We start from the raw sequence: 21,620 nt of genomic DNA, 5'->3' as shown, positions 1-21,620 counted from the left end.
GTGACAGGGGCGGGGCCCCCGTCTTTCTCAGACTAGGGGGAGCCACTGACAACGCCGGTTCGGATTCACGGGTTGTCAACAAACCCCGGCTCTCCAGCATGCCCGACGCCGAACACGACCATATAGCACGTGCATTCGATTTAGGGCGCGGCTTCACCACCTTCACCCGTTGGTGTGACGGAGCTAGGGTCAGCACCATGATTGATCACGCTGATGACCTGGCGTCTGTACAAGCAGCGACCGAGCGGCTGCTCACCGCGGTCGCCGCACTGGACAACGCGGCTGTGACCCAGTCGTCACGGCTGCCCGGCTGGACCCGCGGTCATGTGCTGGCCCACCTGGCCCGCAACGCGGACGCCCTGGCGAACGTCCTCGAGGGCCGGCCCATGTACGTCTCCGGCGAGGCCCGGGACGCCGACATCGAGCGGGACGCGCCGCGCCCCCTCGACGCGCACCTCGCCGACCTGCGGGAGAGCGGGGAGCGCTTCCGCGCGGTGGGCGCGGCCCCGGCGGACCCGTCGCGCACGGTGGAACTGCGCAACGGGGTCACGGACCGGGCGGAGCGGGTGCCGTTCCGGCGGTGGATCGAGGTGGAGCTGCACCACGTGGACCTCGGGATCGGCTACGAGCTGGAGGACCTGCCGGCGGACTTCACGGAGCGGGAGATCGGCTTCCTCGCGGCACGGTTCGCCGGCCACCCGGACGTGCCGTCGACCGCCCTGGCCGCCGTGGACGGCCGGACCTGGACGACCGGCGGCGGGGCGGACGGCGGCCCGGTCGCGGTCGAGGGGACGGCCGCCGACCTGCTCGGCTGGCTGGCCGGCCGCCGGGACGGCGCCGCCCTGACGGTCAAGGGCGGCGATCTCCCGTCGCTTCCCCCGCTGTAGCACCTGTCCCACGCGGGTTCCCGCTATAGGCTGGCGGCCATGACGTACAGCGGTCGGGTGACGGTCGGCGGCCCAGCCGACGTGCACGAACTCAAGGACCTGATGATCACCAAGGTCGCGGTCGGCCCCATGGACAACAACGCCTATCTGCTGCGTTGCCGGGCCACCGACGAGCAGTTGCTGATCGACGCGGCCAACGACGCGGGGACCCTGCTGGGGACGATCGGTGACGACGGCATCGCGTCCGTCGTCACCACCCACCGGCACGGCGACCACTGGCAGGCACTCGCCGAGGTCGTCGCCGCCACCGGCGCCCGCACCCACGCGGGCCGGGAGGACGCCGAGGGCATCCCCGTGCCGACCGACGTGCCGGTCGACGACGGCGACACCATCCGCGTGGGCCGGGTGGAACTCACCGCCCGCCGTCTGGTCGGTCACACCCCCGGCTCCATCGCCCTCGTCTACGACGACCCCCACGGGCATCCGCATGTGTTCACCGGGGACTGCCTGTTCCCGGGCGGTGTGGGCAACACCCACAAGGATCCGAAGGCGTTCGCCAGTCTGATCCATGACGTCGAGACCAAGATCTTCGAGGTTCTGCCGGACGAGACCTGGGTCTATCCCGGGCACGGCAACGACACCACCCTGGGCGCGGAACGCCCGCACCTGCCGGAGTGGCGCGCGCGGGGCTGGTGAGACGGGGCTTACGCCTCGGCCACTCCGGGGCCGGCCAGCGCGGCGATCCGCTCCACCGCGAACACGTACCCCTGCACCCCGCATCCCGCGATGACCCCGTCGGCGCGCAGGGAGACGTAGGAGTGGTGCCGGAAGGACTCGCGCCGGTGGATGTTGGAGATGTGGACCTCCATCACGGGCAGGCCGTCACAGGCGTTGAGGGCGTCCAGGACGGCGACGGAGGTGTGCGAGTAGGCGCCGGGGTTGATGACGATCCCGCAGTGGTTCGACCGCGCCTCGTGGATCCAGTCCACCAACTGGCCCTCGTGGTTGGACTGGCGCAGATCCACCGTGCCGCCCCGTGCCGCCGCCGCCTTGGCGCACATCGCCTCCACGTCGGCCAGCGTGTCGGAGCCGTAGATCTCCGGCTGGCGCTGTCCCAGCAGGTTCAGGTTGGGGCCGTTGAGGATCATGATGGGGGCGTTGGCCAGATTGCGGGGCACGGTTCCTCCGGTCCGTCGGGGTGGGGCGGTCCTCGCCGGAACCGCTGCTCGGACCGGTTTATCACGCTGCGCCGTACGGCCGTTGAGCCCTGCCCCGGCCCGCACCGGGCGACAGCACGGTCGTGCTCCGGGCCCTTTCCGGCACTACTTCAGGGGCCGCCCGGAGAACCAGGCCTCCGGGCGGCCCATGAGCGCCGGGGAGCGCGTCCTGCGCCGCCGGGCGAAGCACTACTAGGGGTTGAGCGCCAGTTCCAGATAGGCCGCGAGCAGCACCAGGTGCACGCCGCCCTGGAGTGGTGTGGCCCGCCCGGGGACCACGGTCAGGGCGCCCACCACCATGGTCAGGGCGAGCAGCACCATATGGGTGTTGCCGAGCCCGAGGACGAGCGGCCCGGGGAGCCAGAGGGAGGCCAGCGCGACGGCGGGGATGGTCAGGCCGATGCTGGCCATCGCCGAGCCGAGCGCGAGGTTCATGCTGGTCTGCACCTGATTGCGGCGCGAGGCGCGCACCGCGGCGATGGTCTCCGGGAGCAGGACCAGCAGGGCGATGATCACACCGACGACGGAGTGGGGCAGCCCGGCGGCGTCCACTCCGGACTCGATCGTGGGCGAGACCCCTTTGGCCAGCCCGACCACTCCGACCAGGGCCAGGCCCAGCAGTCCGAGGCTGATCAGGGCGGTGCGCGTGGAGGGTGCCTCGGCGTGCTCCTGCTCGGCGGCTGCCGCTTCGCTCTGCTTGACGATCGGCAGGAAGTAGTCGCGGTGTCTGACGGTCTGGGTCGCCACGAACAAGGCGTAGAGGGTCAGTGAGGAGACCGCCGCGAACGTGAGCTGCACGGTGGAGAACTCCGGGCCCGGCTTGCTCGTGGTGAACGTCGGCAGCACGAGGCTGAGGGTCGCCAGGGTCGCGACCGTGGCGAGGGCCGCGCCGGTGCCTTCCGAATTGAACACCGCCGTGCCGTGGCGCAGTGAGCCCACCAGCAGACTCAGTCCGAGAATGCCGTTGACGGTGATCATCACGGCTGCGAACACGGTGTCTCTGGCGAGCGTCGCGCTCTTGTCCCCGCCGTCGAGCATCAGCGTGACGATGAGCGCCACCTCGATGACGGTGACGGCGACCGCGAGAACCAGGGAGCCGAAGGGTTCACCGACCCGGTGCGCGACCACCTCGGCGTGGTGCACGGCCGCCAGCACGGATCCCGCGAGAACCGCGGTCACCAGTACGACGAGCCAGCCGGGCAGTTCGCGTCCCCAGGTCAGGATCAGCAGAACTACGGCGAACGCCGGCACCAGGGTCGTCCACTGGGCCGCGAGTGACCTGAGCCGAGCGGTCATGGGGCGATCGTCGCAGACGTGAACGGGCGGCGCACCTCACCACAGCCCTCCGACCACCGGCCGATCGTGGGGGGCGCGGGGGGTGTCACCGCCGCACGGCGTGCCCCTCCGCTCCGCGATCCTGATCGTCTCGGGGTCATCATGGTCACGCATGGCCTCCTCGTACGAGTCGTGTTCGGTCGGCGCCGGCGGACGGCGCGGGGTGGGGACGAACGGGACCGGGAGCGGTGGTCGGCGATGTGCTGACCTCCGCTCCCGGTACCGGCGTTCCGGTGTCCGACAGGGTCAGACGTCGATGTTGTTCTTCACGGGGTCCTCGCCCCGGCCTGCCGCCGCCTCGGCCTCCGCCTGCTTGCGGGAGGCCCGCAGGCTGGTGATCGTGGTGACGATCAGGACCGCGCAGATGACGCCCAGCGAGACCGGGATGCTGATCTCGGGGACGTGTACCCCGGACTCGTGCAGTGCGTGCAGCACCAGCTTCACGCCGATGAAGCCGAGGATGATCGACAGGCCGTAGGACAGGTGGACCAGCTTCTTCAGCAGGCCGCCGATGAGGAAGTACAGCTGCCTCAGGCCCATCAGCGCGAACGCGTTCGCCGTGAACACGATGTACGGGTCCTGGGTCAGGCCGAAGATCGCGGGGATGGAGTCGAGCGCGAACAGGATGTCCGTGGTGCCGATGGCGAGCATGACGACGAGCATCGGGGTCATGACCCGCTTGCCGTTCTGCTCGATCCACAGCTTGGTGCCGTGGTATCGGTCGGCCACGCCGAAGCGGCGCTCGGCGGCCTTGAGCAGCTTGTTCTCCTCGTACTCCTCGTCCTCCTCGTCGGCCCGGGCCTCCTGGATGAGTTTCCAGGCGGTCCAGATCAGGAAGGCGCCGAAGATGTAGAACACCCACGAGAAGCTGGCGAGGATCGCGGCACCCGCGGCGATGAAGATCGCGCGCAGCACCAGGGCTATGAGGACGCCGACGAGGAGTACCCGCTGCTGGTACTGCGACGGCACCGCGAACTTCGCCATGATCAGGACGAAGACGAAGAGGTTGTCGACGCTCAGCGACTTCTCGGTGATGTAGCCGGCGAAGAACTCGCCTCCGGCCTGGCCTCCGCCCCAGATCAGCAGGCCGAGTCCGAAGAGCGCGGCCAGGACGATCCAGACGATGGTCCAGATTCCGGCTTCCTTGATGGATACGTCATGCGGTTTGCGGCCGATGAAGAAGTCGACCGCGATGAGGGCGCACAGGCCCACGATCGTCAGGACCCATAGGGTCAGGGAAACATCCACTGCGCCTCCGGCAGATACGTCACACGGCAAATGTCAGCGTCGTCGCTGCCGGAGGTCTCTTCCACCCGGGCCTCCGGCGCTTGACTGCGTCCGGACGGTCCTTCGGGCCGACGCCCCGGGATCTGGCCTGATCCGTATTGACGGGGTCGCCGCACAGACAGGGAGTACTCCCCTCCGTGCGGTCAAGATTACCCAATCACCAAGGATTGGTAAAGGGGCAGGTAAAGAAAGATACAAAGCCCCAGGTGAAGGGGCTTTACGCGAGCTTGGTCAAAGGTGTCGGGACGTCACCTGTCCCATGAGCGGCGGGCCGCCGCCACCTGGGTGAGCACCTGGTGGAGGACCTGGCTGCCCGGCGGCACGAGCGGCGGCTCGTACGTCCAGGCGTGGCCGACCCACGGGTCGGCCAGATGGTCATCGGGCACGGGGGTCAGTCGCAGCAGCGAACGCCACAACGGGTCGAGGAGCGGACCGTAGCCCGCGGACTCCTCGCGGTCGGCGACCATCATCAGATGGACCCCGACGGCCGGACCCTCGTCGGCGAGGTAACGCAACTGGTTCACGGCCCGGTCGTCGAAGCCGTGCGGGAAGTCGTTGACGATCAGCAACTGCTGGGAGGTGTCGAAGCCGGGCGGCAGCGCGTCCGGGGCACCTCCGCGCAGCGCCATCTGCACCAGGTCGACCCGCTGCGTGAGCCGGCCCAGCACGTCCGTCACACCCGCGGCGCCCTGGGCGGGCGGGGCCGCCAGTACACCGGTCTGCGTCAGCGGCGCCAGCGGCTGCGCCCCGGATCCGGCCGGGTCGATGACGTGCACGGTGAACTCGCCCGCCGGGTAGACGGCGAGCAGCCGGGCCGCGTGCGCCACCGCCGTCTCCATGGCGAGGCGCCGCATGTCGTGGGAGTCGGTGAACGACCCGTCGACCGGGTCGGCCCGTCCGCTGTCGATCCACAGACCGCGCTCCAGCGGCAGCCGGAGCAGCATCGGGATGCGGATCCGGTCGGCCTCGGGCAGCCGCAGGTCGCCCAGGCGCAGTGCCATGGGTATCTCCATCGGCACCCGGTAGGCGTGCCAGGCGGGGTTGTCCCAGCGGGCGAAGGCGGGGGGCAGCGCGGGTTCGACGACGTCGGCCTCGGCGACGAGCTGGACGAGGTCCCGGTCGAGGACCTCTCGCGCCTGGTCGACGAGGTGTGTGTACCGGGCCCGGGCGGCCTCGCGGGCGGCGTCGCCCTGACCGCCGATCCGGCTGCGCGGGTCGGAGAGGGTCTGCTCCAGCTCCTTGTCCATGCGGGACTCGGCGAAGTCGACGGCGCTGCGGTAGGCGGCGGTGGTGCGGGCCAGGTCCTCGAACATGCCCCAGACCTGGTTGTAGAGCCGCTCCTCCATGGACCAGCCGGTGGCGTCCCCCGCGACGGGCTGCGCGGGCTGTCCGGGCTGCGCCGGCGGCGCGGTGGGCGGGGGCGGCGGCGGGGCGGAGTTCCGGCGGCCGGGGTGGCTGTAGTCGATCGGGCCGCCGGTGGCGGCGGACGGGTCCGCGGCACCGGCTCCGCCGTACGCCGGCTGCGGTCCGGTCTGTCCCGGCCCACCGGCCGGCTGCCCGCCGTACGACGGCGCTACGGGGCCGGGGACACCCTGCGGTGCGGTGCCGCCCTGGTCGGGGCCGAGGGCGGGAGCGGCCGGCTGACGGGAGCGGTCACCGTCGGCCGGACGGGGCGGGGGCGCCTGCACGGAGCGGGCGAGGCCCCGCGCGACCGCCTCGTTGATGGTGCCCGCGAGCGGTACGGCCTCGGGCAGGCCCTGGTCGGTGAGGAGGTCGGCCAGGCCGCCCGCGTAGCCCTGGCCGACGGCGCGCACCTTCCAGGCACCCTGCCGCCGGTAGAGCTCCAGCGCGACGACGGCCGACTCGGCCTCCAGGCCGGTGATGGTGTAGCTGGCGATCTCGCCGCCGTCCAGGCCGGTGACGGCGACGAAGGGGGCGGCCACGGCGCCGAACCGGGCGGGTCCCGGGCCACCGCCCGGGGCGGGCAGGGCGAGCAGCACACTGACGCGGTGCACCGCGTCCGTCATGGCGTCCAGGTCCACCGCGAGACGGTGGTCGGCGGCCGCCTGCCGCGACACCTCCAGACCGGGCTGGGTGGGGGCGCCCGGGTGGGCCACCCACTCCACTCCGTGGATCCGGCCGTTCTCGTCGCCGAGCGCGGCCACGGCCACGACCGGCGTGCCGGCCGAGACCCTGATCTCCAGACGGGACTGGGAGAGCGGGTGGTTCTGTCCCCGCACCAGCTCGGCCGTCATCGCCTTCGTCCCCCTGTGTCGCGGTGGTGGCTGCTCGTATCGCCCGTGGTACCTAGAGGACCGGCAGGATCGCCGGCATCAGGTCCTGGAAGGTGCGGCCGTTGGCCGGGTTGCCGAGGGCCGTCATCGTCCAGCCCGAGCCCGTGCGGTGCACCTTCGCCATGAGCTGGGCCGTGTAGGCGCCGCCACCGGCCAGCGTGTAGCGGGCGAGCTCCTGGCCGTTGGTCTCGTCGACGAGGCGGCAGAACGCGTTCTGCACCTCCTGGAAGGTCTGGCCCGTGAAGGAGTTCACGGTGAAGACGATCTGGTCGATGTGGACCGGGACGCGCGAGAGGTCGACGAGGATGGCCTCGTCGTCGCCGCCCTGGCCGACACCGCCGACGAGGTTGTCACCGGTGTGGCGCACGGAGCCGTCGTCGCTCACCAGGTGGCGGAAGAAGACGACGTCGACCGGCTGCTTGTCCGCGAACAGGACGGCCGAGGCGTCCAGGTCGATCTCCCGGGTGCGCGAGCCGAACAGGCCGCGACGGGGAGCCGCCTGCCAGCCGAGACCCATGCGCACCGCAGTCAGGCTGCCACCGTCGTTCTTCTGCAGACTGATGGCCTGACCCTTGGTCATGTTGACGGTCACGCGCTGATTCCCCTCTCGAACTTCCCCTGTTACCGCGCGATCGCGGTTGACCAGAACCCTACGCAGGGGCACTGACAGCGACGTACCCGGGACCGCACTTTGTGTCGTTCTTGCAACACATCGCGTACGCGGCCGTCAGGACAGGCCGGCCTCCTGCATCTGCCGCAACTCCTTCTTCATCTCGGAGACCTCGTCGCGCAGCCGGGCCGCGATCTCGAACTGCAGGTCGGCCGCGGCGGCCCGCATCCGCGTGGTGAGCTCCTCGATCTGCTCGGCGAGTTCGGCGGCGGGGCGGTCGGTCGGCACGGTCTCGGCGGCCTTGCCCCTGGCGCTCTTGGCGCTCTTCGCGCCCTTGGCCGCCTTGGTGCCCAGGGAGGGCACGGGCGCCTTGGTACCGCCGTCCTTCTTGGCCTGGCGGTAGCCCGAGCCGAGCAGTTCCTCGGTGTCGATGTCCTCGCGGGCGATCTGCGCGACGATGTCGTTGATCTTCTTGCGGAGCGGCTGGGGATCGATGCCGTTCGCCTTGTTGTACGCGACCTGCTTCTCCCGGCGGCGGTTGGTCTCGTCGATGGCCTTCTCCATCGCCGGGGTGATCTTGTCGGCGTACATGTGGACCTGGCCGGAGACGTTGCGCGCCGCGCGGCCGATGGTCTGGATCAGGGAGGTGCTCGAGCGCAGGAAGCCCTCCTTGTCGGCGTCGAGGATGGCGACCAGGGACACCTCGGGCAGGTCGAGGCCCTCGCGCAGCAGGTTGATGCCGACGAGGACGTCGTACTCGCCGGCGCGCAGCTCACGCAGCAGCTCGACCCGGCGCAGGGTGTCGACGTCGCTGTGGAGATAGCGCACCTGGATGCCGAGTTCCAGGAAGTAGTCGGTGAGGTCCTCGGCCATCTTCTTGGTGAGCGTGGTGACCAGGACGCGTTCGTCCTTCTCCACGCGGGTGCGGATCTCGTGCACCAGGTCGTCGATCTGGCCCTCGGTGGGCTTGACCACGACCTCGGGGTCGACGAGGCCGGTGGGGCGGATGATCTGTTCGACGGTGCCGTCCGCGCGGGAGAGCTCGTACTGGCCGGGGGTGGCCGACAGGTAGACGGCCTGCCCGATGCGCTCCTGGAACTCCTCCCACTTCAGCGGCCGGTTGTCCAGGGCGGAGGGGAGCCGGAAGCCGTGGTCGACGAGGGTGCGCTTGCGGGAGGCGTCGCCCTCGTACATGGCGCCGATCTGCGGGACCGTGACGTGCGACTCGTCGATGACGAGGAGGAAGTCGTCCGGGAAGTAGTCCAGCAGGGTGTTCGGCGGGGAGCCGGGCGAGCGGCCGTCGAAGTGCATCGAGTAGTTCTCCACGCCGGAGCAGGAGCCGATCTGGCGGAGCATCTCGATGTCGTACGTGGTGCGCATGCGCAGGCGCTGGGCCTCCAGGAGCTTGCCCTGCTTCTCCAGCTCGGTCAGGCGCTCGCCGAGCTCCTTCTCGATGTCACCCACCGCGCGCTCCAGCCGCTCGGGGCCCGCGACGTAGTGGGAGGCCGGGAAGACGTACAGCTGCTGGTCGTCGCTGATGATCTCGCCGGTGAGCGGGTGGAGCGTGGAGAGCGCCTCGATCTCGTCGCCGAACATCTCGATGCGGACGGCGAGCTCCTCGTAGACCGGGAAGATCTCGATGGTGTCGCCGCGGACGCGGAAGGTGCCGCGGGTGAAGGCCATGTCGTTGCGCGTGTACTGGATGTCCACGAAGCGGCGCAGCAGCTCGTCCCGGTCGAGCTCGTCGCCGACGCGGAGGGGGACCATGCGGTCCACGTACTCCTGCGGGGTGCCCAGGCCGTAGATGCAGGAGACGGAGGCGACCACGACGACGTCGCGGCGGGTGAGCAGCGAGTTGGTCGCGGAGTGACGCAGCCGCTCGACCTCCTCGTTGATCGAGGAGTCCTTCTCGATGTAGGTGTCCGACTGCGGGACGTACGCCTCGGGCTGGTAGTAGTCGTAGTACGAGACGAAGTATTCGACCGCGTTGTTCGGCAGCAGCTCGCGGAACTCGTTGGCCAGCTGGGCGGCCAGGGTCTTGTTCGGCGCCATGACCAGGGTGGGGCGCTGGAGCTTCTCGATCATCCACGCGGTGGTGGCGGACTTGCCGGTACCGGTCGCGCCGAGCAGGACGACGTCCTTCTCACCTGCTTCGATGCGCCGGGCGAGGTCGGCGATGGCCGTCGGCTGGTCGCCGCTCGGCTGGTAGGGACTGACGACCTCGAAGGGCGCCACCGTGCGTTCGATCTGGGAAACGGGCCGCATGCCATCCACCGTACGGCCCTCCACTGACAACGGGTCCGGATCAGCGGCGCTGCGGGGTCCGGGAGCGGTGTTCCACGGGGCCGCGGGCCCGCAGCCGCGGGCGTGCCGGGGAGTGGTGGGCCGGGGAGTGGGCGGGGACGCCGGGCTTGTGCTCGGCGGGGGGTGTGGCGGGCCCGCCGGCGACCATCAGCGGGTCGAAGATCACCACGACGCCCGCGAGGACGAGGAAGGCGAGCGGGCCGATCATCATCGGTCCGAGCAGGGCGGCCGCCGGTTCCCCCGTGGCGGGCTCGGCCGTGCCGTGGACGTGCACCTCGAGCGCGGCCATGCCGGTGTAGTGCATCCCGGTGACCGCGAGCCCCATGACGGCGCTGGCGCCCACGCTCCACAGGAAGCCCCGTACCTGTCCGGCCGCCCACAGGGCGGCGCTGGCGGCGGCCATGGCGATGGCCACGGACGCGGCGACCGTGAGGACGTCGTACTCCAGGTATCCGTCGAAGCTCATCCCGGCCATGCCGAGATAGTGCATCGAGGCGATGCCGAGGCCGGTGATGGTGCCCCCGGTGAACAGGGCCGTTCCGGAGGCTCCCTTGTAGCCGACGATGAAGATCCCGATGCCCACCATGACGACGGCGACGGCCAGACTCGCGAACGTGATCAGCCGGTCGTAGTGGATCGGCGTGCCCTCGACGGTGAAGCCCGTCATCGCGACGAAGTGCATCGTCCATATGCCGGAGCCGATGGTCGCGGCCCCCAGGGCGAGCCAGCCGGGGCGCCAGGAGCGGGACATCCTGATGGCCCTGGTGGTGCAGCGCAGGCCCAGGGCTCCGCCGAGACAGGACATGAGGAAGGCCACCACCGGTGTGACCAGACCGTAGCTGAATCCGTCGACCGTGCCTTGCATGCGCGGCTGCCTTTCCCGACACGTATGTCCCGCAACGTCCTGATAAACCCCCCTCCTGGCGCCGTGACGGCGGCCAGGGATGACGCAGAGAGTATGACCCCACCGGAATGGTCGAACGACTATCCGGCAAAGAAACACGTCCTTGCCCCAGGTGTGTGGCATCGGTGTGCGGAGTCCGGACGACACCGTTCGATCCGCGGCCATCCCGTACTCGTCTCGCGTCGACCCTCTGCTGTCACAGTTGAACCGACCGTGACCGTTCGACGTGAGGAGTACGCATGCACGCACGCGCTGTCACCGCCTCGGCCACCGCGCTCCTGGGCACCGCCGCCCTCCTGCTCCCGCTCTCCCCCGCGCGGGCCGCGGAGAACTCCGCGCGGCCCCTGGTGATAGCCCACCGGGGCGCGTCCGCGTACGCGCCCGAGAACACCCTGGAGGCCGTCGACAAGGCCGCCGCGCTCGGCGTCGACTGGGTGGAGAACGACGTCCAGCGCACCAGGGACGGTGAACTCGTCGTCCTGCACGACGACAGCCTGCGGCGCACCACCGACGTCGAGGAGGTCTTCCCCGACCGGGCCCCCTGGAAGGTGAAGGACTTCACCGCCGCGGAGATCGCCCGGCTGGACGCGGGCAGCTGGTTCGGCTCCACGTACGCGGGCGCGCGCGTGCCGACACTGGAGCAGTTCGTGCACCGCGTCGAGCGGCACCGGCAGAAGCTGCTGCTGGAGATCAAGAACCCTCAGCTGTATCCCGGCATGGAGCGGCAGATCGTCGAGGTGCTGGGCAACGAGGGCTGGCTGGACCGCCGGCATGTGCGGAACCGACTGGTCGTGCAGAGCTTCAGCGCGGACAGCGTACGGACGGTCCACGATCTGCGGCCCGCGGTGAAGACGGGCTTCCTCGGGACGCCGCCCGTGTCGGACCTGCCCGCGTACGCGGCCTTCACCGACCAGATCAATCCCTCGTACGGTTCCCTCTCCGCCGGTTACGTCGCCGCCGTGCACGCCTTCAAGGGGGCGCGCGGCAAGCCGCTGGAGGTGTGCACCTGGACCGTGAACGACGCGGCCGCCGCCCGGCGGGTCGCCGGGCTCGGGGTCGACGGGATCATCACCAACACGCCCGACGTGGTGCGGGACGCGGTACGCGGCTGAGGCGTCCGCCCGGGGCGTTGTCAGTGGCGGGCCGTACGGTGGTGCGCATGGACAGCCATGGGCAGTACGAGCAGCGGGTGGTGTGGGCCGTCGTCGGCACCGGCATCGGCCCGCTGCTGCTGGCCGCGACCCGTGAGGGCCTGGTCAACGTCGTGTTCCACGCCACCGACGAGGTGCGCGGCAGCGCGCTGGAGCGGCTGGCGTCGCGGCTCGGCACCGAGCCCGCCGAGGAGCCCGGCTCCCCGCTGCTGGCCGAGGCGATACGGCAGGTCGAGGCGTACTTCGCGGGTGAGCGGCGGGACTTCGAGCTGCCGCTGGACTGGTCGCTGATCTCGGGCTTCAACCGCGAGGTGCTGCGGGAACTGGCCACCGGGGTGCCGTTCGGCTCGGTCGTCGGGTACGGCGATCTGGCCCGCCGGGTCGGCCGGCCCGGCGCGGCCCAGGCCGTGGGCATGGCGATGGGCGCGAACCCACTGCCGGTGGTCGTACCGTGCCATCGGGTGGTGGAGAGCGACGGCGGCATAGGCGGCTTCGGCGGCGGCCTGAAAACAAAACGCCACCTCCTGGCCTTGGAGGGCATCCTCCCCGAACCCCTGTTCTGACCCACCTCTCCGCCCTCTGCGGGCAGTCGTGCCGCCGCCCCGCTCTCCGCGGGCAGTCGTGCCGCAGGGCGGCACGGGTGGGCGGTGGGGGTACCTCCCGCTCATGGGGGTCCCTCCCGCTCGAGCGAAGCCGAGAGTGAGGGAGAAGCCGAGAGTGAGGGAGGCACCCCGCAAACGCCGGGCCGCGCAGCGGCCCCCGCTCAGTCGTAGTGCCGCGCCTCGAACACGTTGCCATCCGGATCACGGAAGTAGAAGCTGCGCCGCGCCGACCCCCGCGCCCCGAAGGAGTCACGCGAGACATCCGACACCGGCACGGAACCCTCCTCCAGCCGACTACGCAAAGCGTCGAAGTCCGAGGCCGTCAGCGACAGACAGACATGGTTCACGGGATGCCCCGAACTCTCCGCCGCACCGGGCAGCATCCGCATACGCTCCGCCTTGGCCCGCGGCATGAGATCGAGGATCGTCTCCTCATTGACCCGCACCGAGGGAAACGGTGCCTCACCGACGGAGTACTCGGTGAGCCTGACGGGCTCCAGGCCCACGGCCTTCTCGTAGAAACCGGCGGCGGCGATGGGATCGCTCACCCACAGGACGATGTGGTCGAGGCGAGTCGTGTTGTCCGTCATGACTCCCAGCCTCCGCGACGCCCATGACCGCGCGCAAGGGGGTTTGGCCCGGTGCCCGGCTCGCCAGGGATGAGGGAGAACCGGCAGACAGGAGGCAGACACGTGGTGCTCATGGTGTCCGAAGAGGTACGGGAGGCGATCGCCGCGGCCCGCCCGGTGGTGGCCCTGGAGTCCACGATCATCGCCCACGGACTGCCCCGGCCGCGCAACCTCCGGGTGGCGCTGGAACTGGAGGCGGCCGTACGGCAGGAGGGCGCGGTACCGGCGACGATCGCCGTGCTGGACGGGCGGCCCCGGGTCGGCCTGGACAAGGACCAGTTGGAGCGGGTCGCGGGCGAGGACGGCATCCGCAAGCTGGGCCATCGTGATCTCCCGCTCGCGGTGGCCGCCGGGGCGAGCGGGGCGACCACGGTGTCGGCCACGGCCCTGCTGGCGGCGCTCGCGGGCATACGGGTGTTCGCCACCGGAGGGCTCGGTGGCGTGCACCGGCAGTGGACGGTGACCCAGGACGAGTCGGCCGACCTCGGCCTGCTGGCGCGGACGCGGATCACCGTGGTGTGCGCGGGCGTGAAGTCGATCCTGGACGTGCCCGCGACCCTGCAGCGGCTGGAGACGCTGGGGGTGGCGGTCGCCGGATACGGCACGGACCGCTTCCCCGGCTTCTACCTGTCCGACTCCGGGCACCCCGTGGACTGGCGGCTGGACTCTCCGGCGCAGGTCGCGGAGGTCATGCGGGCGCAGGACGCGCTGGGCGGACCCGAGTCGGCGCTGATCGTGGCCAACCCGGTCCCCGAGGAGGAGCAGTTGGATCCCGGACTGCACGCGCGGGTGCTCGACGAGGCACTGCGCGCGTGCGAGGCGGAGGGTGTCACCGGTCAGGCCGTCACGCCGTTCCTGCTCGACCACCTGGTCCGGCACACCGACGGCGCCTCCCTCGCCGCGAACCTGGCGGCGGTCCGGGGCAACGTACGTCTGGCCGCGCGGGTCGCGGCGTCCTGGGCCGCCGGGGAGTGACGGACGCGGTGCGGGGCGGGGCGCTGCTGGTCGTCGGCGATGTGATCACGGATGTGGTCGCCCGGCACCGGGCGCCGCTCGCGCCGGGGACGGACACGGCGGCGGCGATCCGGACGGTGCCGGGCGGTGCGGGCGCCAACGTGGCCTGCTGGGCGGCGTGTCGGGACGGTACGGAGGTGCGGCTCCTCGGGCGGGTGGGCGAGGACGCGGCGGACTGGCACGAGCGGGAGCTGGCCGCATGCGGGGTCCGCCCGCTGCTGGTCGTGGACGGACAGGCGCCGACGGGGACGGTGATCTGCCTGGTCGACGAGGGCGCGGCGGCCGAGCGGACGTTCCTCACCGAGAGTGGCGCGTCGCTGCGGCTGGACCCCGGCGACTGGTCGGACGCGTTGCTGGACGGGGTGGCGCGGCTGCATCTGTCGGGCTATCTGCTGTTCACCGAGCCGAGCAGGGCCTTGGCCGCGGTGGCGTCGAAGGCGGCGCGGGCCCGTGGGGTGCCGGTGAGTCTGGATCCGGCGTCGGCGGGGTTCCTCTTGCGGCTGGGCGTCGACCGGTTCCTGTCGCTGGTCGAGGACGTGGACGTCCTGCTGCCCAGCCGTGACGAGGCGTGCCTGCTCACGGGGGCGTCCGAGGTCGCGGACGCCGCGGCGCGGCTGAGCCGGCACGTTCCGCTGGTGGTGGCCAAGCAGGGTGCCGAGGGCGCGCTGCTCGCGCGGTCCGGGGAGGTGTACGCCCGCGTTCCGGCCGTACCGGCTGTGCCACGGGACACCACGGGTGCCGGTGACGCGTTCACGGGCGCGTTCCTCGCGGCCCTGCTCGCGGGAGCCGACCCGGAGCAGGCGGCACGGGAGGGCTGCCGGGCGGGCGCGCAGGCGGTGGAACACATAGGGGGCCGTCCGCCGGCACCCGCCTGACGAACGGGCGCCGCAATGGGCGAACTTCCTTTGTCCACAGGCGGGAACAAAGCGGAATTCCCTCTTCCCACAGGCTCGCACACGACTCGTCCGGGCCTGGCAGACTGGCGATCCGGAGCGCGGGAAGCAGGACGGCGCGGGGGAACCACGCAAGGAGAACCGGATGTCCATGGCAGGGAATCTGCGGAAGGTCACGGGCCTCGGCAGGGTCGGCGGGCTGCGCCGGGTGGCGCGGCTGGCGCGGCGGCGGCCCCGTGTGGACCTGAGTCATCCGGCCCGCTCCCCGCTGGGCTCCTCGGTGGTCAACTGCGTGACGTACAGGGACGGCCACCGCACCGGCGCGCGCGGGGACCTGGTGGACGCGGTGAGGCAGGTGCGCAAGAGCGGGGAGGGTTTCGTCTGGCTGGGGCTGCACGAGCCGACCACCCGGGAGTTCGCCGGCATCGCGGAGCTGTTCGACCTGCATCCGCTGGCGGTGGAGGACGCGGTCGAGGCCCACCAGCGGCCCAAGCTGGAGCGGTACGGGGAGACGCTGTTCGCCGTGTTCAAGACGGTCTGTTACGTCGAGCACGAGGAACTCACCGCGAACAGCGAGGTGGTGGACACCGGCGAGATCATGGTGTTCCTCGGCAAGGACTTCGTGGTCACGGTGCGGCACGGCCGGCACGGCTCGCTGGGTCCGCTGCGCGAGGGGCTGGAGTCCGATCCCGAGCAGCTCGCCCAGGGCCCGTCCACGGTGCTGCACGCGATCGCGGACCATGTGGTCGACGACTATCTGACCGTCATCGACTCGGTCCAGCATGACATCGACCAGGTCGAGACGGATGTGTTCGCGGAGCACGGCGCGCGGGTCGATCCGGGCCGCATCTACCAGCTCAAGCGTGAACTCCTCGAACTGAAGCGGGCGGTGGTGCCGCTGGGCCGGCCGCTGGAGGAGCTCGCCACCCGGCCGATCCGGGTGGTCGCCCCGGAGACACAGGCGTACTTCCGTGACGTCTCCGACCATCTGCTGCGGGCGAAGGAGCAGATAGCGGCCTTCGACGAGCTGCTGAACTCCATTCTCCAGGCGCATCTGGCGCAGGTCACGGTCGCGCAGAACGAGGACATGCGCAAGATCACCGCTTGGGCGGCGATCGTGGCGGTGCCGACGATGGTCTGCGGGATGTACGGCATGAACTTCGACCACATGCCGGAGCTGCACTGGCGGTACGGCTACGGCATGGTCATCGGGGTGATATCCGTGGCGTGCCTGCTGCTGTACCGGGCGTTCCGGCGCAGCCGCTGGCTCTGAGACCCGCTGCTCTGCACCCCCGGCGGGGAGACGGGGTCAGCCGCGCCAGGCCGGATGGCGGGGGTCGTCGGCCCGTACCAGTACGTCGGCCGTGCCGGCGGGGTCGGTCTCCTGCTCGTAGCGCTCGAAGGCGGGGAGGGTCCAGTGCCCGTCCTCGGCGGTACGGCGGCGCAGGGCGCCCGGGGAGAGGAGGACGTGGACGCTCAGGTCGAAGGGGAACCAGTGGCGCAGGAGGAGGGGGCCGTGCAGCAACAGCACGCCGCCGGGAGGGAGTCGGACATAGGGGCTGCGGGTGGCGCGGTCGGTGACGGGGTCCCACAGGTCGGGCAGGACGCGTCCGCTCCCGCCGGGTTCGAGGGGTCCGAACACCTCGCGCCAGAGGGCGCCGGTGTCGTACCAGCCGCCGTAGTAGGACTCCAGGTCCCGGTGGCCGTATTCGAGCCGGACGGAGGCGGGTCGCAGGAAGCCCTCGGTGCCGACGACCAGGGAGGGCCGGCCACGTATCCGCAGCGCCTCGGCGACCCGCTCGGCGAGGTCTCCCGGACGCGCGGCGGGGGCGCCGTCGAGGGCGACCCGCGGCCAGGGTCCGCCGTCGGCCGTCCTCAGCTCCAGCAGGCGCTCGGCGAGGAGGTCGCCGAGCCGGTCCCAGGTGATCGCTTCAAGTCGCACAGGGCCATGATGCGCCTGCGGCCCGTCCGGCCGCGCGGGTCTCCCGGCTGTCCGGGTCTCCCGGTTGTACGGGTTCGGCGCCCGGTGCCCGGCCGCCTGGAGGGAGGGGTGACGCCCGGGGCGTTCGACGTCCTTGGACGTTCGCGCATGCGTCCGCGCTCCTGGGCCATGGCCGGGGTGCCAAGGGGCGCTTTCACTGGTGATGACGGTGGTGGCCGGGAAGGGGCCCGGCCGGGAACGGGGATGACGACATGATCGGCGGGCCGTACTTCGTGCTGACGGTGCTGGGTGTGCTCGGGACCGGGCTGGTGGCCGGGGTCTTCTGCGCCTTCTCGACGTTCGTGATGAGAGGGCTCGCGGCGCTGCCGCCGGCGCAGGGGGCGGCCGCGATGCGGGCGGTCAACGTGGCGGCGGTGCGGCCGGCCTTCATGCTGCTGTTCCTCGGTACGGCGATGCTGTGCGCGGTGGTCACGGTGGTGACGTTCGTGCTGTGGCCGGACGAGGGGACGGTCGAACTGCTGGTGGGTGGTGTCCTGTACCTGGTCGGCTCGTTCGGGCTGACCGTGGTCGCGAACATACCGCGCAACGAGGCGCTGGACCGGCTCGAACCGGGTGGCCCGGAGGCGGTCGCGTACTGGCCGGTCTATGTGCGCGAGTGGACGATGTGGAACCACGTCCGCGCGTTCGCCTCGGCCGGGGCGGCGGTGGCGTACCTCCTGGCCCTCGTCTGAGGGACCCGGTCGGCGGGCGGCCGGCGAGCGGTCGGCGGGTTTCCGGGAAAGCGCTGTCCCGGCGCTCTGCGGGGGCGGGTGAGCGGACGTATCGTGGCCGGAGGAGTGCTGCCCGACGACGCACGGCCTGTCACCCGCGCACGCAAGGAACACGGCCATGGCCGATCCCAAGGGTTTCCTGACCACGCCCCGCGAGGAGTGGCCGCGCCGGCCCGTCGAGGAACGGGTCCGCGACTGGAACGAGGTGTACGTGCCGGGGGCGCTGCTGCCCATCGTCAGTGCACAGGCCGACCGCTGCATGGACTGCGGTGTGCCGTTCTGCCACCAGGCCTGCCCGCTCGGCAATCTCATCCCCGAGTGGAACGAGCTGGTCTCGCGGGAGGACTGGCGGGCGGCGGCGGAGCGGTTGCACGCCACCAACAACTTCCCGGAGTTCACCGGCCGGTTGTGTCCGGCGCCCTGCGAGGCGGGATGTGTGCTCGCCATCAACCAGCCGGCGGTCACCATCAAGAACGTCGAGTGTGCCATCGCCGACCGGGCCTGGGAGGAGGGTTTCGCCCCGCCGGCGCCGCCGGAGCGACTCTCCGGCCGGACGGTCGCGGTCATCGGTTCGGGCCCGACCGGGCTGGCCGCGGCCCAGCAGCTGACCCGGGCGGGGCACACGGTCGCCGTCTACGAGCGGGACGACCGGGTCGGTGGGCTGATGCGGTACGGCATCCCCGAGTTCAAGATGGAGAAGCGGTATCTGGAGCGGCGGGTGGAGCAGATGCGGGCCGAGGGGACGAAGTTCCGTACGTCCACGACGGTCGGGCGGGATGTGGACGCGGCGGAGTTGCGGGCGCGGTATGACGCGGTGGTGATCGCGACGGGGGCGACGGCGTGGCGGGAGCTTGCCGTGCCGGGGCGTGAACTGGCGGGGATTCACCAGGCGATGGAGTACCTGCCGCTCGCGAACCGGGTGCGTGAGGGGGATCTGGAGTCGTCACCGTTGTCGGCCGCGGGGCGGCATGTCGTCATCGTCGGTGGTGGTGACACGGGGGCGGACTGTCTGGGGACGGCGGTGCGGGAGGGAGCCGCGTCGGTCACCCAGCTCGACATCTACGGCCGGCCGGGGGACGAGCGTGACGAGGATGCCGAACCGTGGCCGACGTATCCGAAGTTGTACCGGTTGTCTGCGGCGCACGAGGAGGCCGGGGTGTTGCGGACGGCGCCGGTGGTGGACGCGGATGCGCGGTTGTTCGCGGCGTCCACGCTGCGCTTTGCCGGGGACGGGGATGGGCGGGTGTGTGCGCTGCACCTGGTGGGGGTGGACGCGGGGCGTCGGCCTGTGCCGGGGAGCGAGCGGATGCTGCCGGTGGATCTTGTGCTGCTCGCGCTGGGGTTCTCCGGGCCGGAACAGAGGGATGGGCTCCTCGCCCAGCTCGGGGTGGAGTTGTCGCCTCGTGGCACGGTCGCGCGGGATGCGGGCTTCGGTACGAATGTGCCGGGGGTTTTCGCGGCGGGGGATGCGGCGCGGGGGCAGTCGCTGATCGTGTGGGCGATCGCCGAGGGGCGGGCGGTGGCTGCGGCGGTCGATCGCTGTCTGACGGGTGAGGTGAGTCGGCTGCCGGCACCGATCGGTCCCTATGACCGTCCGATGACCGCGTGAACCGGTCCCTGCGGGTTGTGTGTCCGGGGAGGGCCGGCCAGGCGTCATGCGGGGGTTGGCGCCGACCGGGGTGGGCTGCGCGGCCCGGCGCTTGCGGGGCGCCCGGCGTGGGTGTGGGCCGGGGGTGGGGTTGCGCGGCCCGGCGCTGCCGGGGTGCCGTCGCGCCCACCCGTGCCGCCCCAGCGGCACGACTGCCCGCGGAGGGCGGCGGCAGCGGTGGCCCGCTGCACACAACGCAGCGGGCCGCCGGTGCCGGGGTTATGGCTTGTGGGCCACCGCGCCGTAGCCGGGGATGATGTCGTCGTCCTGGCCGGGGATCGGGTCGCCCAGTTCGGGGTGCCAGTGGTGGGGGACCTGGACGCCCGGTTCGACGAGGGTCAGGCCGTCGAAGAAGCGGGTGAACTCCTCGCGGGAGCGGAGCGCCAGGGTGACGCCCGCCGCCTTGAGCTTCTCCGTGGCCGCCTTCGACTCCTCCGGGGTGAAGTCGGACGTCGCGTGGGTGACGACCAGGTAGCTGCCTGAGGGCAGCGCGTCCAGCAGCCGCCCGACCAGCTCGTGCGCCCCGTCCTCGTCGGAGACGAAGTGCAGCAGCGCGATGAGCGACAGCGCGATCGGCTCGTCGAAGTCGAGGATCTTCCGCGCGCCCTCCAGGATGACGTCCGGATCGCGCACATCGGCCTGGAGGTACTCGGTCACCCCCTCGTCCGTACCGCGCAGCAGGGCCGCCGCGTGGGCCAGCACGATGGGGTCGTTGTCGCAGTACACGACGCGGGCGTCGGGCGCGGTCCTCTGCGCCACCTGGTGCAGGTTGGGCTCGGTGGGGATGCCGGTGCCGACGTCGAGGAACTGCCGTACGCCCTGCCCGGCCAGCCAGCGCGTGGCCCGCTGCATGAACGCGCGGTTCACCCGCGCCATCACCGGCACCCGCGGGTCGAGGGCGAGCATCTGCTTCCCCATGGCCTCGTCGACCGGGTAGTTGTCCTTGCCTCCGAGGTACCAGTCGTACATCCGCGCGGGGTGCGGCCTGCTCGTGTCGATCTCCACGGGGTGCTGCCCGGTCATGAAGGACTCCATAAGTCTCTGCAACTGCAATTGCAACTGTTAGTGATCAAGTCAGTGCCAAGCCGGAAGGGGAAAACAAAGGTAGAGCGGGCAACAGGTCTCAGGACAGGAGGAAATCCGCCTCTCCCGCCTTCGCTCCCTCGATGAAGGCCGTCATCTCGGCGGAGGTGTAGATGAGCGCCGGCCCGTCCGGGTCGGTGGACTGGCGTACGGCGATCCGGCCGTCCTCGAGCTTCATCGCCTCCAGGCAGTTCCCTCCGTTGCCGCCGCTCCACGGCTTGTGCCAGCCCTCGCTGCCCAGTTCCCGCGCGGGCATGCCGTTGTAGATCCTTCCGGTGCGCACCCGCGGGCGGGGCGGGGACTTCAGGGGGTTCAGGGGCTCCATGAGTTCCATTCACAGCTCCTTGCGGAGATCCCGGAGGATCTCCTTCGTGCGATGTGCCGTAGCGGCCTGCGCCGCCATGCGGTCCATGACCTCGAGGTGGGTCGCCACCTCTTCGCGCGCGTCCAGGTAGACGGCGCCGGTCAGGTACTCGCTGTAGACCATGTCCGGCAGTTCGGGCATGGCGAATCGGAACAGCACGAACGGCCCGTACGTGCCGGGATGGGGCCCACCGGCGAACGTGGCGATCTGCAGCGTCACATTGGGCAGCTTCGTGGCCTCGAGCAACTTGTCGATCTGTGCACGCATCACCTCCGGGCCGCCGACCGGGCGGCGGAGCACGGTCTCGTCCATCACGACCCACATCCGGGGCGCGTCCTTGCGGGTGAGCAGTTCCTGCCGTTGCATGCGCAGGTCGACGTGGCGCTCCATGTCCTCGGGCCGGGTCTGCCCGATGGCCCCGGAGCGCAGCACGCCGCGTGCGTAGTCCTCGGTCTGGAGCAGTCCGGGGACGAAGTGGGGTTCGTAGCTGCGGATGAGGGAGGCCGCACCCTCCAGGCTGACGTACATCGAGAACCAGCCGGGCAGGATGTCGTGGAAGCGCTGCCACCAGCCGGGCCGGTTGGCGTCCTACGCCAGTTGTACGAAGGCCTCGGCCTCCTCGTCGGAGACGCCGTACTCCTTCAGCAGCATCTGGAGGTACGGGATCTTGAGCGCGACCTCGGCCA

At 71.0% G+C, this 21,620-nt stretch carries 20 protein-coding genes and 1 pseudogene; 9 read left to right on the top strand and 12 right to left on the bottom strand.

Annotated elements, in window-relative coordinates; genetic code table 11:
* Positions 1-197: 197 nt before the first annotated feature.
* Entirely contained in the window at positions 198-887 is a 690-nt protein-coding gene (locus tag ACFV5H_RS32725; protein WP_385198477.1) for a maleylpyruvate isomerase family mycothiol-dependent enzyme, read from the top strand.
* Between the two features lie 39 nt (positions 888-926).
* Entirely contained in the window at positions 927-1,583 is a 657-nt protein-coding gene (locus ACFV5H_RS32720; RefSeq protein WP_385198476.1) for an MBL fold metallo-hydrolase, read from the top strand.
* An 8-nt stretch (positions 1,584-1,591) separates the two neighbouring features.
* Here the strand turns inward: ACFV5H_RS32720 and aroQ are convergent, their stop codons facing one another.
* The 7 genes from aroQ to ACFV5H_RS32685 form a co-directional block, all read right to left on the bottom strand.
* Positions 1,592-2,065: a type II 3-dehydroquinate dehydratase gene (gene aroQ / locus ACFV5H_RS32715; RefSeq protein WP_385052025.1), complete on the bottom strand. Its 474-nt coding sequence runs from the start codon at positions 2,063-2,065 to the stop codon at positions 1,592-1,594.
* A gap of 231 nt (positions 2,066-2,296) precedes the next feature.
* Positions 2,297-3,400: a calcium:proton antiporter gene (locus ACFV5H_RS32710; RefSeq protein ID WP_385052027.1), complete on the bottom strand. Its 1,104-nt coding sequence runs from the start codon at positions 3,398-3,400 to the stop codon at positions 2,297-2,299.
* A 285-nt stretch (positions 3,401-3,685) separates the two neighbouring features.
* The gene (locus ACFV5H_RS32705) at positions 3,686-4,687 is read right to left on the bottom strand and encodes a TerC/Alx family metal homeostasis membrane protein (RefSeq protein WP_385052030.1); all 1,002 of its coding nucleotides are present in this window, start codon (positions 4,685-4,687) and stop codon (positions 3,686-3,688) included.
* A 287-nt stretch (positions 4,688-4,974) separates the two neighbouring features.
* Positions 4,975-6,981 carry a TerD family protein gene (locus tag ACFV5H_RS32700; RefSeq protein ID WP_385198474.1) on the bottom strand — a complete coding sequence of 669 codons (2,007 nt, stop codon included), beginning with the start codon at positions 6,979-6,981 and terminating at the stop codon, positions 4,975-4,977.
* A gap of 52 nt (positions 6,982-7,033) precedes the next feature.
* Entirely contained in the window at positions 7,034-7,612 is a 579-nt protein-coding gene (locus ACFV5H_RS32695; RefSeq protein ID WP_385052035.1) for a TerD family protein, read from the bottom strand.
* A 135-nt stretch (positions 7,613-7,747) separates the two neighbouring features.
* Positions 7,748-9,895: an excinuclease ABC subunit UvrB gene (uvrB, locus tag ACFV5H_RS32690; protein ID WP_385198473.1), complete on the bottom strand. Its 2,148-nt coding sequence runs from the start codon at positions 9,893-9,895 to the stop codon at positions 7,748-7,750.
* A 40-nt stretch (positions 9,896-9,935) separates the two neighbouring features.
* Positions 9,936-10,799: an MHYT domain-containing protein gene (locus ACFV5H_RS32685; protein WP_385052041.1), complete on the bottom strand. Its 864-nt coding sequence runs from the start codon at positions 10,797-10,799 to the stop codon at positions 9,936-9,938.
* A gap of 278 nt (positions 10,800-11,077) precedes the next feature.
* Between ACFV5H_RS32685 and ACFV5H_RS32680 the strand changes: the two genes are divergently transcribed.
* Together ACFV5H_RS32680 and ACFV5H_RS32675 are read left to right on the top strand one after the other, a co-directional pair.
* Positions 11,078-11,950 (top strand): glycerophosphodiester phosphodiesterase, encoded by an 873-nt coding sequence (locus ACFV5H_RS32680; RefSeq protein WP_385198471.1) that lies wholly within the window; start codon positions 11,078-11,080, stop codon positions 11,948-11,950.
* Positions 11,951-11,997: 47 nt separating this feature from the next.
* The gene (locus ACFV5H_RS32675; protein ID WP_385052046.1) at positions 11,998-12,552 is read left to right on the top strand and encodes a methylated-DNA--[protein]-cysteine S-methyltransferase; all 555 of its coding nucleotides are present in this window, start codon (positions 11,998-12,000) and stop codon (positions 12,550-12,552) included.
* 200 nt (positions 12,553-12,752) lie between these two features.
* Here the strand turns inward: ACFV5H_RS32675 and ACFV5H_RS32670 are convergent, their stop codons facing one another.
* The gene (locus ACFV5H_RS32670) at positions 12,753-13,181 is read right to left on the bottom strand and encodes a VOC family protein (protein ID WP_385052049.1); all 429 of its coding nucleotides are present in this window, start codon (positions 13,179-13,181) and stop codon (positions 12,753-12,755) included.
* A 102-nt stretch (positions 13,182-13,283) separates the two neighbouring features.
* On the opposite strand from ACFV5H_RS32670, the gene ACFV5H_RS32665 reads away from it, so the two are divergent.
* The 3 genes from ACFV5H_RS32665 to ACFV5H_RS32655 all read left to right on the top strand — a co-directional run bounded on the left by ACFV5H_RS32665 (position 13,284) and on the right by ACFV5H_RS32655 (position 16,400).
* On the top strand, positions 13,284-14,195 hold the full coding sequence (locus ACFV5H_RS32665) for a pseudouridine-5'-phosphate glycosidase (protein WP_385198469.1): 912 nt from the start codon (positions 13,284-13,286) through the stop codon (positions 14,193-14,195).
* Positions 14,177-15,109, top strand: a complete 933-nt coding sequence (locus ACFV5H_RS32660) for a carbohydrate kinase family protein (protein WP_385198488.1) — start codon at positions 14,177-14,179, stop codon at positions 15,107-15,109. Before ACFV5H_RS32665 ends, ACFV5H_RS32660 begins: the two co-directional genes overlap by 19 nt.
* A gap of 163 nt (positions 15,110-15,272) precedes the next feature.
* Positions 15,273-16,400 carry a magnesium and cobalt transport protein CorA gene (locus ACFV5H_RS32655; RefSeq protein ID WP_385052055.1) on the top strand — a complete coding sequence of 376 codons (1,128 nt, stop codon included), beginning with the start codon at positions 15,273-15,275 and terminating at the stop codon, positions 16,398-16,400.
* 36 nt (positions 16,401-16,436) lie between these two features.
* On the opposite strand, the gene ACFV5H_RS32650 is transcribed toward ACFV5H_RS32655, so the two are convergent.
* Positions 16,437-17,069, bottom strand: a complete 633-nt coding sequence (locus ACFV5H_RS32650; protein ID WP_385052058.1) for a uridine kinase — start codon at positions 17,067-17,069, stop codon at positions 16,437-16,439.
* 251 nt (positions 17,070-17,320) lie between these two features.
* Between ACFV5H_RS32650 and ACFV5H_RS32645 the strand changes: the two genes are divergently transcribed.
* Positions 17,321-17,800 carry a DUF1772 domain-containing protein gene (locus ACFV5H_RS32645; RefSeq protein WP_385198468.1) on the top strand — a complete coding sequence of 160 codons (480 nt, stop codon included), beginning with the start codon at positions 17,321-17,323 and terminating at the stop codon, positions 17,798-17,800.
* A 157-nt stretch (positions 17,801-17,957) separates the two neighbouring features.
* Positions 17,958-19,448, top strand: coding sequence for a glutamate synthase subunit beta (locus ACFV5H_RS32640; RefSeq protein WP_385198466.1), 1,491 nt, complete (start codon positions 17,958-17,960; stop codon positions 19,446-19,448).
* Positions 19,449-19,706: 258 nt separating this feature from the next.
* On the opposite strand, the gene ACFV5H_RS32635 is transcribed toward ACFV5H_RS32640, so the two are convergent.
* From ACFV5H_RS32635 to ACFV5H_RS32625, 3 genes and pseudogenes are all read right to left on the bottom strand, one after another.
* Complete coding sequence (locus ACFV5H_RS32635; protein ID WP_385052067.1) at positions 19,707-20,510, bottom strand: SAM-dependent methyltransferase; 804 nt, start codon at positions 20,508-20,510, stop codon at positions 19,707-19,709.
* A gap of 100 nt (positions 20,511-20,610) precedes the next feature.
* On the bottom strand, positions 20,611-20,895 hold the full coding sequence (locus tag ACFV5H_RS32630) for a DUF397 domain-containing protein (protein WP_385052113.1): 285 nt from the start codon (positions 20,893-20,895) through the stop codon (positions 20,611-20,613).
* A 9-nt stretch (positions 20,896-20,904) separates the two neighbouring features.
* Positions 20,905-21,620 (bottom strand): annotated as a pseudogene (locus ACFV5H_RS32625) (DUF5753 domain-containing protein); the annotation flags it as partial.

It is taken from the genome of Streptomyces sp. NPDC059787, from assembly GCF_042732315.1.
GTDB lineage: Bacteria > Actinomycetota > Actinomycetes > Streptomycetales > Streptomycetaceae > Streptomyces > Streptomyces atrovirens.
Note: the sequence above shows the minus strand (reverse complement) of the source record. Positions and strands in the feature narration are given on the sequence as shown.